Origin of the sequence: Lacticaseibacillus yichunensis (assembly GCF_003946405.1) — a bacterium.
Classification (GTDB): Bacteria; Bacillota; Bacilli; order Lactobacillales; family Lactobacillaceae; genus Lacticaseibacillus; species Lacticaseibacillus yichunensis.
This window is the reverse complement of sequence record NZ_RHOG01000015.1, coordinates 1-11761: the sequence shown is the minus strand read 5'-3', so window position 1 is coordinate 11761 and position 11761 is coordinate 1. Positions and strand designations below refer to the sequence as shown.

Genomic DNA, 11761 nt, shown 5'->3' with positions numbered 1-11761 from the left:
CCATTTCTGGCCAAAGCCTACCCTTATATTCAGCCCAATCAGTCCACATTAACTTAGATGCCGCCTCCCAATAATGCACAACGCGCACCTTGACTATTCTTAAGAACGTGATTTTCCTCCCTGGTCAACCAAAACCTTGCGAGAAACCGGTCTAGCTTTACACAACTTATACAGCAAAACGGCCTCACAGATTATCGCACTCTGTGAAGCCGTTCGTTGCTACAAGCGTTTTTCGCCTTCTAGGGCGCGGATGCCTGTGATGTCTTGCGTGACTTCGAGACAGCCGAGATAGTGGCCGCTTGGGTCGGTGATAGCAAAATAGCGGATGTAAACCATTTTACCGTGCATGTCGATCCAAAAATCGGCGTGAGTCTCCTTGCCACTGTGAAAATCAGCGAGAATCTTTTCGACTTTGTCCACAGACTTTGGCGGATGGCAGTTCTGCACCAAGCGCCCGATCACGGCTGTGGTGCGCGGAAAGACGCGACTGCCAGAGTCTGAGAACCAGCGCACAGTGTCGGTGTTGTCGACAAATGTCAGGTCCAGCGGCAAAAGGCGCAAGACGTTGGTCAGCTGATCCAAGTCAAAGCTCCCAGTCGGCAAGAGAATCTTGGCTGGGTTGATGCCATCGATTGCGATGCGGCCTTCCTCTGTGCCAGATGTCGCATCGCTGGCTAGGGCGGCTGGTTGCTGGGCTGGCCGGGCGACGTTGATGCGCGGGGCGTTGCTGTCCCCGGCCGCAAGTGGCGCACGAGTGGTCATTGCGCCAGCGTCTGCGGCCTTGGCCGCCTGCAATTTTGCCATCACTTCAGGCGGCGCCACCGGCATCGGGGTATCCTGGTGAATGGCATTGATCACATCGCGCTCTGAGGTCTGATTTTGCCGTGCAGAGCCCAATTGCTGGCTATCGGCCAATTGCTGGGCCATTTCGTTGAGCTCCTTGGCCAGCGCGGATGGTTTTGGTTGTTGGGCCAGCTCCTCTGCGGTCGGCTGCCACGGCAGCGGGTCTGGGATCAGGGTTTAGCCGATCGGGTCCGATTCTTTGGCGATCATGCCCCAGTCGCTTGGAGTGAAGACTTCAAGCACCATCGGCAACATGATCTCCTCTTCTTTGAAGACCATCTCGTCGACTTCTTTGGCCGCTTTTTGAATCGCCGCCTCGACTGCATAGCGATCCGGGATGACCGGTGCGGAAGCGAGTTGTTGGGCGTCTTTGATCCAGCCGCGAATCTCGTCATCAACGCCCCACATGACCTTGGGCGGCGCGGTGATGCCATATTTGTCCATCAACGGGAAAATCAGATTCTCTTTCCGCTGATAATGCTTATTGATGGTTGTTAGATCAGCCAGCGCGTTATTGATCCGGGCGAGTAAGATCGCATCATCTGGGCCGGCCGGTTGTGCGGGGTCTTGTTGTTGCCATTTTTTCAGGCTCGGTAAAAGCTCATCGTTCAGAAGGCTCTCCAACACCACGTTTTCAAGCTTCATCACTTGAACGGGATGGCTTGGGGTCTCTTCCATCGGCGTTTTTGCATGGTCATTGATCTTGCCGCGAAAAACAGCCGCGTGGACATTACAGAGGTTTTGAATCTCCATCGGGTTCAGGCCGCTGGCAATCAGTTCTCGCTCTGCGCCTGTGATCTCGGCAACATCCACGCCGTCAAATGTCTCGTCGAAGATCTTTTTCGCGTCCTCAAAACTGCCGCCTTGGTGCAGCATCTGAAGAATTTCCACGATTTTTTTTTGCCTATCAGTCGCATGTGTCTCAGTCATTATTTTCCACCTCAAATCCTGCCGCAGTCAGCGCCGCCAGTAAGTCAGCCAGCGCGATGTGCTTCATGCGGGCACCCTTTTCAAGTGTCATGAACCGGCCCACCGTGTTGAGTAGGGCCGGATCGGTCACCCCGGACAGGCCCATCTTGACCATCACCGGCACGACCTCCGGATGCGCTTGAACAAGTTCGCGCACCGGCGTCTGTAAACTGATCTTCGTCATCACCATCAGCTCCTTCACCATAGTATAACAAACAAGGTGCGCAGGTGCGCGGGATGGTGGAACAGCTAGGTCGGCTCGTGCGCTTGATGGCGTATTTGGCCATCGAGTGCACGAGTTGCCTAGATGCTTCCGCCATGCGCACCGGAGCCCAGTTAAAGGTGCGCAGGTGCGCGGGATGAGTGAACGGCTAACTTGGGCTGGGTGCTTGGTGGCGCACTTGGCCACCGAGTGCACAGCACAGTTAGACGTCTCACTCATGCGCACCGGAGCCCGATTAAGGTGCGCAGGTGCGCGGGATGGTCGAGCAACTAGGCTAGATATAAGAAAAAAGCGGCACGCGCAGACACTGTTCAAAATCCTCGAAAAATAGTTAATATCAGGTATAATTGACCCATCAAACAAGTTAAATTCTGGGAGGTCACACAATGGCACAGAAACCATTTTACTATGCACTGGCTGGGGAGAACTTCACCGGACTTTTTCCAAGCAACCCGGCACGTCAGGCGAAGATCAAGGCATTAAAGGCAACGAGTCGCGATGGCAAGAACAACACGATCATCCAAAGCTTCACGCAGTCGCAAAAAGCCGAGGCCGACAAGTTCGTCAACAGTCCTCAGCTGAAAGAATTCTTCAGTCCTTTTGACCACACCAAAGGGCTGTTCGCATTCATCGATGGCTCCTTCACAAAAGGCGTGGCCAACTCCGGCTCCGGCGTGATCTTGGTCAAAGATGGCGTCGCGATTCAGGCATTTTCCATCACCAACACCACATTTTCTACCTCCAACCAGATCACCGGCGAGCTGAATGCCGCGCTGATCGCCATTCAGTGGGCGAAGGCGAACGGCTATGACCGCGTTGACCTCGTGCATGATTATGTCGGCACCGTTGCGACCCCTTATGGCTGGGGCCAAAATAGTCCCGTTTCCATTGAATATGCAAAATTGCTGCCACAAGCGGCATCTGGCATCGATGTCCATTTCCATAACGTCGGGGGCCACACCGGGGTCAAATTCAACGAATGGGCCGACCAAATGGCGCGCAACGCGGTTTCCAGTGAGATGCACCCCAACCCGACGTTGACGACCACCTGGCCCGCAGATCTGCCAATCACAACGAGCCTGCCAACCAGCTACATGTCACTGTAAGGACCAAGCTTTGAATACATCAAGAGGGGCCGGAACGAAAATCGTTCCGACCCCTCTTTGCGTCCACTGGCGTCGTCGATCAGCGGAATCAGTCGCCAAGCCCAATCCGGTCAAAGATCTCATCGACATGGCGAAGGTGATAATGATAATCGAAGGCATCATCCAGCGTAGCCTTCGTGAGGCGATCCGTGACAGCCGGATCCGCTTCCAGTAACTGGCGAAAATCGCGGTGCTCATCCCAGGCTTGAGCCGTCTTTGGTTGCACAAGGTCGTAGGCAGCCTCGCGACTGAGGCCGGTCTCGATGAGTTTGAGCATCACACGCTGACTGAAAATCAAGCCGTGCGTCTTTTGCATATTCGCAAGCATGGTGTCGGGAAAAACATCCAACGTGTCAATGATGCCCGTGAAGCGGTGCAAAATATAATCCAGCAGGCCGGTCGCATCCGGCAAAATCATCCGTTCCGCGGAGCTGTGGGAAATGTCGCGCTCGTGCCAGAGGCTGACGTCTTCCAGCGCCGGGGTGATATATCCGCGAATGACACGCGCCAAGCCGGTCACGTTTTCCGAGCTGATCGGGTTACGCTTATGCGGCATCGCGGAACTACCTTTTTGCCCAGGATTGAAGTGTTCCTCGACTTCATGCACTTCGGTCCGTTGCAAGTGGCGTACCTCAAGCGCAAAGCGTTCGATCGACGTCGCGATCAGGCCAAGGATCTCAATGTAATGGGCGTGCAGATCGCGCGGCAACACCTGCGTCGAGATCTCTTGGGCGCGCAGGCCGAGATGTTCGCACACATAGGCTTCGACAGCTGGCGGCGTGTTGGCAAAGGTGCCGACCGCCCCAGAGATCTTCCCAGCTTCAACATCCGCGGCCGCCTCATTGAAGCGCGCCAGATCGCGTTTCATCTCGGAGTACCAGGTCGCAACGACCAGGCCAAAGGTTGTGGGCTCGGCATGCACGCCATGGGTCCGGCCCATCATGACCGTGTGCTTGTACTGTTTGGCCACTCGCGCCAGCACCGTCAGCAACGCCTCAATGTCCCCGCGTAAAATCGCGTTTGCCTGCTTGAGAACAGCGCCTTGCGCCGTATCAACAACATCCGTTGACGTCAGGCCAAAATGAACCCATTTTTTCTCATCGCCAAGGCTCTCGGAGACGGTCCGGGTAAAGGCCACCACGTCATGGCGCGTCACGGCCTCGATCTCGTGAATGCGATCGACGGTGAATGACGCGTTTTTCCGCAAGGCTTTGACATCCGCTTCTGGAATCTCGCCGAGCGTCGACCAGGCCTCTGCCGCTAAAATCTCGACCTCGAGCCATGCCTTGTAACGGTTCTCTTCAGTCCAAACACTGGCCATCTCTGGCCGACTGTATCGATCGATCATTGGTGTGTTCTCCTCCTATTATAAGACAGGGTGTGGAAGCCCGCGGGATGGCGAGCCAGCTAACCAAGCTCGAGTGCTTGGTGGCGCACTCGGCCATCGAGTGCACGAGTCGGTTAGATGGCCTCGCCATGCGGGCTGAAACCCAACTATCAGGGTGTGGCAACCCGCGGGATGGCGAGCCAGCTAACCTGGCTCGGGTGCTTGATGGCGCACTCGGCCATCGAGTGCACGAGTCGGTTAGATGGCCTCGCCATGCGGGCTGGAACCCAACTATCAGGGTGTGGCAACCCGCGGGATGGTCCCGCCATTTCGCAAGTGCCCTAGTTTCCAGTGCCGATATGAAAATGTTCCGTGGCGTTGATGCTACTGTTGAGCTCGGCCAACTCGCCGAACACCGCGATCTCCCCGATCAGCGACGCGCCTTCTGGGAAGAAATGGAATTGCCAGTCCGGTTTGATCTGCACCTGCGTCATTGCGGCGGTTCGATCACCCAGCCGCAGGGGCAATAAGGCGCCTGGTCGCGTCACAACGGGCGTTGGCAGCGGCCATCCCAGCAGCGCGCGGAGATGGAGCTCATAAGGCGAATATCCCGTCGTGTGCTCGAGGACATCCCCGAACAATTGTGGGCCAGGATACAGACGCTTCACATAAAGCGTCCTATTTTTCGTCAAAAATAGCTCCACGCCGAAGACACCGTTGTAGGCCATTTTTTTCGCCAAAACCCCGGCCACGCGTTGAATCTCCTGTTGAACCGCGTCGTCGCACGCCGGCGGAACCAACGAGGCGGTCAACTGGTGATGGTCGAAGAAATTCTGCACCACGGGCAAGACAGTGACCTGATCATCGACCTTGGCCACCAGCACGGAGAACTCTTCCGGCTGATCGAGCCACGCCTCGACAATGTAAGGCCGCTGCTGCAAGAGCTGAGCTGCCCGTTCTACATCTTGCGGCTGTGTCAATCGCAATTGTTGATCGACGCCGACCCCTTTTTGAATCGGCTTGAGCAATGCAGGGAAGCCAACCGTTTCGACGGCCTTGGCGATATCGTTTGGGGTGACCACCTGGGCATAGGGCAAAATGTTCATGTTCAAGTCATCCAGGTACACTTTTTCAAGATAACGGTCCTGGGTGACAGCCAAAATGTCGGTCCCGGATGGCAACTGCTCCGGCCGCGCCACGCGACTGAGCAAGGTTCCATCGATCGTCTCATCGGCGTACGTGATCACCGTCGCCAAACTGGCCAAGCGCTTCAAGTTCTCTTCGTTGTTGATCTCGCCAGCCAAACTCATGTCGGCGGCTTGAAGCGCGACATCTCCCTGCCCCGCCAGCACCACCGTGTGCATGCCGAGCCGCCGGGCAGCCAGCGCCAACCGGTACCCCAACACACCCCCACCGATGATGCCAACGACGCTTCCGGGTTCGATGAATTGTGCCACGCAAATCGCTCCTTTACTGCTCTTTAGTGTCTTCCGTGTGTTGCGGGACATCCTGATGCGCCGCATCCGGCGTCTCGGCGAGCAGCGCGACCTGTGCCGCGGCGCCCGCAACGCGTTCAGTCGCCCCGGCGCCTGCCCCGTCCTCGTCGTCGCGTTCGTTCAGCCCGTCTGCCGTCTCAAGCTCAGGCTGTGGTTCCTTATTATTGAACAACCAATTGAGGACCACCGCGCTGAGGCTGGCCATCAAAATGCCAGATGACAGGAACAGTTGCAGCGTTTTCGGCAAAAACTGCACGATGTCTGGCTGCACTGTGACGCCCAGGCCGAGGCCAATCGAAATCGCGGCAACCAACAGATTTTTATCATTATGAAAATCGACTTGTTGCAACATCCGAATGCCCTGGACCGCCACCATGCCGAACATCACCAGCATCGCGCCGCCCAGCACCGGCGACGGAATGATTGTTGCCAGCGCGCCGACCTTTGGCAAAAGCCCCAGCAGAATCAGAAAGCCTGCTGAGTAAATGACCGGCTTGCGCGTCTTGATGCCGGACAGCTGCACAAGGCCAACGTTTTGCGAGAATGTGGTGTATGGGAAGGTGTTAAAGATCCCGCCAAGAAGGACCGCCAGCCCTTCCGCACGGTAACCCTTTTTCAAGTCCTCTTCGCCGATCTTACGCCCGACGACATCGCCGAGGGCAAAAAAGACGCCGGTGCTTTCGACCATCGAAACCAAGGAGATCAAGATCATCGTCACGATCGAGCTGAGCTCAAAATGTGGCGTGCCAAAATAAAATGGCGTTGGCACATGGAACCAGCTCGCTTCGGCAACAGGCGTCAAGCTGACCATTCCAAAGGCCGCTGCGAGCAACGTGCCTGCGACAAGCCCGATCAAGATCGCGATCGAGCGAATGAAGCCGCGGCCCCAGACATTGAGGGCGAGAATCAACAGCACGGTGAACACACCGATACCCAGGTTGGCCAGACTGCCATAACTTTTCGCGGCTGTATCCCCGCCGCCAAGATTTTGAAAAGCGACTGGAATCAGCGACAACCCGATCACCGTGATCAACGTCCCAGTGACCAATGGCGGAAACAGCCGCCGAATTTTCGCGAAGACCCCGCTGATCAAAAAGACGAAGATCCCAGCGGCGATGATTGCGCCATACATTGTTTGAATCTGATATTTTTGGCCGATCATGATCAGCGGCGTGACCGCCTGGACCGCACAGCCAAGGACGACTGGCAGGCCGATGCCAAAGAACTTATTTGCGAATACCTGAAGGGCCGTGGCGACCCCACACATGAAAATATCGATAGAGACCAGATACGTCATCTGCTCCGCATTAAAATTCAGTCCGTTACCGATCAGAATCGGCACGAGCACAGAGCCGGAATACATGGCAAGCAAGTGCTGGAGGCCCAGCACAGCGGCTTTTGGATTCGAGATATCCGCAGATTTTTGCATGACTCCTCCTCTTTAGTCTTGGGCGAAAACGACGTGGCCGTTTTCAAACGCTGCGATGCGCGCCAGTGACTCCACCCGGATGTGCCGGTCATCGAGGAGCTGGCGACCCTTCTGGAACGTTTTTTCAATGACGATGCCAACGCCTTCAAGCGTGGCGCCAGCCTGGCCGATAATATCGATCAAGCCTTCAACAGCCTGGCCATTGGCGAGAAAATCATCGACGATCAGCACTTTGTCATCGCTGGAAAGAAATTTCTCAGCGATCGCGATCTGGTTGGCGGTCTTCTTCGTGAACGAATAGACCTCTGAAGTGTATAAGTTGTCCTTGAGCGTGAGGCTCTTGTGCTTGCGCGCGAACACGACTGGCACATGAAACGCCATGCCTGCCGCCAGCGCCGGGGCGATGCCGGAACTTTCCACCGTCAAGATCTTCGTGATCGGTTCATCCTTAAAACGGGCGTAGAATTCATTGCCCAAGGCGACCATCAGATCTGGGTCGATCTGATGATTGAGAAAACTGTCCACCTTTAAGACATCTTCACCTAATACGCGCCCATCCTTTTCGATCCGGTCTTCCAATAACTTCACCGTTGCCACATCCCTTTTCAAGATTCGAGTTTCACAAATTCTACCATTAATCACGCACTCGAACAATACGAAACAGCGTGAATGTGTGACTTTTTACGTGACCATTTTCTGGCATTTTCCAGCGAAAGTCGCGCGGCCGCCTGTTTTGACCGGCGAATCAAAAAAAGATCCGCATCGCTGCGAATCTTCGATCATTCGGATTTTGAGTCATTGGCAATCTGCTCGCGATACCGGTCCATCTTGTGGCGAAACAGTTCCCCATTGGTCGGCGGCGTGTACGTCAGGACATTTGCGCCAGCCGCCAGCGTCGCGCGAATCGAGTCATCCGTCGGCCCGCCAGTCGCAATGATCGGCAAGTCCGGATATTGCCGCCGCAAACGCGCCACGATTTCGGGTGTGTGCGGGCCGCCCGACACATTGACTAACGCGACGCCAGCCTCAAGATACGCATCGATCTCCTGGTTGACGGCCACGACGCTGAGCACCAGCGGCGAATCGACCGTTTTTTTGATCATCTGAACGGTCCGCAGCGTCGTCGGCGCGTTGACGACCATGCCGATCGCGCCATTCGCCTCCGCCAGCAGCCCAATATCTGCCGAGCGCTTGCCCGAGGTCAAGCCCCCGCCGATCCCGGCAAAAACCGGAATGTCGGCGACCTGGCAGATCGCCTGAATGATTGCTGGATGCGGCGTGAACGGATAAACGGCGATCACCCCATCGGCATCTGTGTTGCGAATCAGGGCGACATCGGTGCTGAACAACAGCGTGTGAATTGTATGGCCAAGCACCTTGAGGCCAGGCGCTTCATGCATGATCTTCGGCACGCGCACAATGTCTTGCCGCAGTGTAGTCATGATCTCCGGAACTGTCATCAGATCGCCTCCTGTTTTACGATGTCGTGGTGTTGTGGGAAAAATTGGACCTGCAGTTGTCCACCAGCCAGCGCTGAGGCAATGTTGCGCCTCAATTACCGTCGTACTGCGCGAGATGCCACTGCTGAATCAGCGCGATCAACTTACTGGGATAATCCGGATCCGTCGCGTAGCCAGCCGTCTGCAGCGCCTTGGCCGCCGTGACATAGTCTTTGGCCGCCAAGACCGCCGCATACTGCTTTGCATTCCAATCGGTGCCATTCACCAACAGCAAGGCATGATCTTTCATCGACTCCTGGTCACTGGCATACACACGAAAGCGTGCGCGGACCGTGACCCACTGATCATTTTGATATTCCTTGGTCGTCATGATGCGGCTGGTCGCCGGATCGGTGCCTTTGATGCCAAAAAGATTATGGTAGTTGGCCGCCAAGGTACTGGTGCCCCAATTTGATTCAAGAATCGCCTGGGCTAACGTGATACTGGGCAAAACGCCATAGACCTGCTGGAGCTCTTGCGCATATGGGGCAAGTCGCGAAATAAATGCCTCTTGCTTGGCCGTGGCTTCTGACTGCGCGCGAGCCTCATCGGCAATCTGTGCGCGCTGACTCAAAATCTGGCCGCCCACCACCCCAATCGCCGCGATGAAAAGAAGCAAGAAGATCCAGATCACGCGCGGCAGTTTCAATTTATGTCTCCGATGACTCTTCCGCGCCATTGTCTCGCCTCTTTCCGTTTTGGTTTGGTGCAAGTTCTTTGGCCGGCGTTCAGGCTTCGCGCTGGCGGCTAATTATTTACTACTCGCATTATCCGCGATCTGCTGGTTCGTCCAGGTCAGCAGATCGAGTTTGTCGTTTTGCAATTGCTTGGCTTCTTGGCTGGACACCACGAAGTCCAGGATATCCTCCAAGCCGTGGTCGCCATATTGCAGGCGCAGCTGCAGGTGCACGCTGACAGTACCGTTGGCGCGGGGCTGTTTTGAATAGCTCGTGGCCAAAAGCGGCGATGTCAGCCACTTTTTAGCGATCTGCAATTTTGCATCCTGATAGCGCCACGCCACATTGCGGATATCCGGGTCACTGGCGGCTAGCACCGCGATTTTTTGCGCGAGCATCCACTCGTAATCAGTAAATAGGAAGCGTAACTTCTCGCGCTGCTTGGCTGTCAGCTGGGCATGGCCGCGCAGCACCGCGCCCACTGGGATGTACAGCGTATCGGTCAGATAAGTGCTGCTGGCGCCGTATTGCTGCTGGGTCGTTAAGATGGCTAGTTCAACTAATGTTTGATCATTCATCTTCCTCACCTCCTCTATATTGTAGCAGAAGCGCGCCTGAAGAAAATAGTGCCGCAAGCGGTTGCGGGCGTGCTACGATAGACGGGACGAAAACAAAGGAGCGTTTGATCATGACAAGTTATAAATGGGGCATTATTGGAACGGGTCGGATCGCCGACTATTTTGCCGAGGTCTTTCCGGCCAGTCAACAGCTTTATGGCGTCGCCGCGCACAAGGACGACGGCCGGGCCGCGGCATTTGCGGCCAAACACCATGTGGCGCACGCCTATCCAGATTACGCGAGTCTGTTGGCTGACCCGGCGATCGACATCGTGTATGTCGCGACAACGCACAATTTTCATTATGACAATATCAAGGCGGCGCTGAACGCAGGCAAGCATGTCCTTGCCGAAAAAGCGATCACCCTCAACGAGGCCCAGCTGGATGACTTGGTGCTGCTGGCCGCCCAACACCGTCTGATCTTGATGGAGGCGCAGACCATTTATCACATGCCGCTGTATCAGACGCTGGATGAATTCAAAGCCGCGCACCAACTTGGCCGGCCAAAAATGATTCAGGTCGCATTCGGCACCCATGTTCCCAATGACCCAGAAGACCGCCTGCTCAATCCGCAACTCGCCGGCGGGGCCATGCTGGATATCGGGATCTATGCGCTGAGTTTTGCCCGGCGCTTCATGACCGAGTCGCCGACCCTCCTCGCCACGCAAATGGTGCCCACCGCTACCGGCGTCGATGACCGCTCGAGCCTGCTGCTGACCACTGCGCATCAGGAACAGGCTCAGATTGCTCTGGCGCTTCAGACCAATCTGCCGAACCGCGGCGTGGTCGCTTATGAAAATGGCTATCTGACGATCACCGATTACGGCCGGGCCACCACCGCAATCTTCACCGGCCTGGATGGCAAGACCCAGCAGATCGAAGCCGGCGACAACAGTCTGGCCTTTGTCTACGAGATCGAAGACATGGCCAGCGCGGTGACGACCGGCAGCGACCCGACACTGCGCTGGACCCGCGACACAATGACTATCATCACCGCGGCGCGCCGAGCATGGGGCGTGACCTATCCGGATGAAACGGATCTATGAGTGAAATCCTCACCTGCTCATGACCTTGAATCATCCCGATTTTTGCGGAATCAAAATGGCATCGCGCACCCGAAGTCGAGTGTGCGATGCCATTTCGTATCAATTAGTCTTTGTTAACGTTCACAGCTTGTGCGCCGCGGTCACCCTGCTCAACTTCGAAAGTCACAGATTGGCCTTCATCAAGCGTCTTGTAGCCGTCGCCCTGGATCGCTGAGAAATGAACGAAGACATCGCTGCCATCCTCACGTGTGATAAAACCATACCCTTTATCAGCGTTAAACCACTTTACTGTCCCATGTTCCATTAGAAACATCCTCCTTGCGCAGTGCGCATATTAATAATTGCATTTTCTGATTGGTGCCTATGGGAGAACGCTCTCGGAACGATCAGACCATGACCCGCCAAAAAGTACTTAGTGGCTGTTCAACTAGGCCACCATATTCTTGGTGCTGGTAGTAAATTTGTACCGGAAACGATAGGTTTGCCCGTC

Annotated in this window: 12 protein-coding genes and 1 pseudogene; 2 read left to right on the top strand and 11 right to left on the bottom strand. The window is 55.7% G+C overall.

Annotated elements, in window-relative coordinates; genetic code table 11:
• Positions 1–219: 219 nt before the first annotated feature.
• The 3 genes from EKM95_RS11990 to EKM95_RS05985 form a co-directional block, all read right to left on the bottom strand.
• Complete coding sequence (locus tag EKM95_RS11990) at positions 220–927, bottom strand: PAS domain-containing protein (protein WP_379897157.1); 708 nt, start codon at positions 925–927, stop codon at positions 220–222.
• A 93-nt stretch (positions 928–1020) separates the two neighbouring features.
• On the bottom strand, positions 1021–1773 hold the full coding sequence (locus EKM95_RS11985) for a DUF438 domain-containing protein (RefSeq protein WP_379897158.1): 753 nt from the start codon (positions 1771–1773) through the stop codon (positions 1021–1023).
• Positions 1766–1996, bottom strand: coding sequence for a DUF1858 domain-containing protein (locus EKM95_RS05985; RefSeq protein ID WP_125696942.1), 231 nt, complete (start codon positions 1994–1996; stop codon positions 1766–1768). Before EKM95_RS05985 ends, EKM95_RS11985 begins: the two co-directional genes overlap by 8 nt.
• A 425-nt stretch (positions 1997–2421) precedes the next feature.
• On the opposite strand from EKM95_RS05985, the gene EKM95_RS05980 reads away from it, so the two are divergent.
• Positions 2422–3141 carry an RNase H family protein gene (locus EKM95_RS05980; RefSeq protein ID WP_125696941.1) on the top strand — a complete coding sequence of 240 codons (720 nt, stop codon included), beginning with the start codon at positions 2422–2424 and terminating at the stop codon, positions 3139–3141.
• An 88-nt stretch (positions 3142–3229) separates the two neighbouring features.
• On the opposite strand, the gene purB is transcribed toward EKM95_RS05980, so the two are convergent.
• The 7 genes and pseudogenes from purB to EKM95_RS05945 all read right to left on the bottom strand — a co-directional run bounded on the left by purB (position 3230) and on the right by EKM95_RS05945 (position 10186).
• Positions 3230–4528 (bottom strand): adenylosuccinate lyase, encoded by a 1299-nt coding sequence (purB, locus tag EKM95_RS05975; protein ID WP_125696940.1) that lies wholly within the window; start codon positions 4526–4528, stop codon positions 3230–3232.
• 320 nt (positions 4529–4848) lie between these two features.
• Entirely contained in the window at positions 4849–5964 is a 1116-nt protein-coding gene (locus EKM95_RS05970) for an ATP-grasp domain-containing protein (RefSeq protein WP_125696939.1), read from the bottom strand.
• A gap of 142 nt (positions 5965–6106) precedes the next feature.
• Positions 6107–7432 (bottom strand): annotated as a pseudogene (locus tag EKM95_RS05965) (nucleobase:cation symporter-2 family protein); the annotation flags it as partial.
• A gap of 12 nt (positions 7433–7444) precedes the next feature.
• Positions 7445–8020: a xanthine phosphoribosyltransferase gene (locus EKM95_RS05960; protein WP_125696937.1), complete on the bottom strand. Its 576-nt coding sequence runs from the start codon at positions 8018–8020 to the stop codon at positions 7445–7447.
• A gap of 191 nt (positions 8021–8211) precedes the next feature.
• A complete protein-coding gene (locus EKM95_RS05955) occupies positions 8212–8892 on the bottom strand; it encodes a hydrolase (RefSeq protein WP_125696936.1) in 681 nt (226 codons plus the stop codon).
• 91 nt (positions 8893–8983) lie between these two features.
• Entirely contained in the window at positions 8984–9610 is a 627-nt protein-coding gene (locus EKM95_RS05950; protein WP_125696935.1) for a glycoside hydrolase family 73 protein, read from the bottom strand.
• Positions 9611–9682: 72 nt separating this feature from the next.
• On the bottom strand, positions 9683–10186 hold the full coding sequence (locus tag EKM95_RS05945) for a hypothetical protein (protein ID WP_125696934.1): 504 nt from the start codon (positions 10184–10186) through the stop codon (positions 9683–9685).
• A 110-nt stretch (positions 10187–10296) separates the two neighbouring features.
• Here EKM95_RS05945 and EKM95_RS05940 point away from each other — a divergent pair, with 110 nt between their 5' ends.
• The gene (locus EKM95_RS05940) at positions 10297–11271 is read left to right on the top strand and encodes a Gfo/Idh/MocA family protein (RefSeq protein ID WP_125696933.1); all 975 of its coding nucleotides are present in this window, start codon (positions 10297–10299) and stop codon (positions 11269–11271) included.
• Between the two features lie 103 nt (positions 11272–11374).
• Here EKM95_RS05940 and EKM95_RS05935 read toward each other — a convergent pair whose 3' ends face one another.
• Complete coding sequence (locus EKM95_RS05935; protein WP_125696932.1) at positions 11375–11575, bottom strand: cold-shock protein; 201 nt, start codon at positions 11573–11575, stop codon at positions 11375–11377.
• Positions 11576–11761: the final 186 nt, after the last annotated feature.

What these genes read in the sequence shown, in the direction of transcription:
- EKM95_RS11990 (WP_379897157.1), bottom strand. Translation starts at nt 927, where the DNA reads ATGGCCCAGCAATTGGCCGATAGCCAGCAATTGGGCTCTGCACGGCAA.
- EKM95_RS11985 (WP_379897158.1), bottom strand. Translation starts at nt 1,773, where the DNA reads ATGACTGAGACACATGCGACTGATAGGCAAAAAAAAATCGTGGAAATT.
- EKM95_RS05985 (WP_125696942.1), bottom strand. Translation starts at nt 1,996, where the DNA reads ATGACGAAGATCAGTTTACAGACGCCGGTGCGCGAACTTGTTCAAGCG.
- EKM95_RS05980 (WP_125696941.1), top strand. Translation starts at nt 2,422, where the DNA reads ATGGCACAGAAACCATTTTACTATGCACTGGCTGGGGAGAACTTCACC.
- purB (WP_125696940.1), bottom strand. Translation starts at nt 4,528, where the DNA reads ATGATCGATCGATACAGTCGGCCAGAGATGGCCAGTGTTTGGACTGAA.
- EKM95_RS05955 (WP_125696936.1), bottom strand. Translation starts at nt 8,892, where the DNA reads ATGACAGTTCCGGAGATCATGACTACACTGCGGCAAGACATTGTGCGC.
- EKM95_RS05950 (WP_125696935.1), bottom strand. Translation starts at nt 9,610, where the DNA reads ATGGCGCGGAAGAGTCATCGGAGACATAAATTGAAACTGCCGCGCGTG.
- EKM95_RS05945 (WP_125696934.1), bottom strand. Translation starts at nt 10,186, where the DNA reads ATGAATGATCAAACATTAGTTGAACTAGCCATCTTAACGACCCAGCAG.
- EKM95_RS05940 (WP_125696933.1), top strand. Translation starts at nt 10,297, where the DNA reads ATGACAAGTTATAAATGGGGCATTATTGGAACGGGTCGGATCGCCGAC.
- EKM95_RS05935 (WP_125696932.1), bottom strand. Translation starts at nt 11,575, where the DNA reads ATGGAACATGGGACAGTAAAGTGGTTTAACGCTGATAAAGGGTATGGT.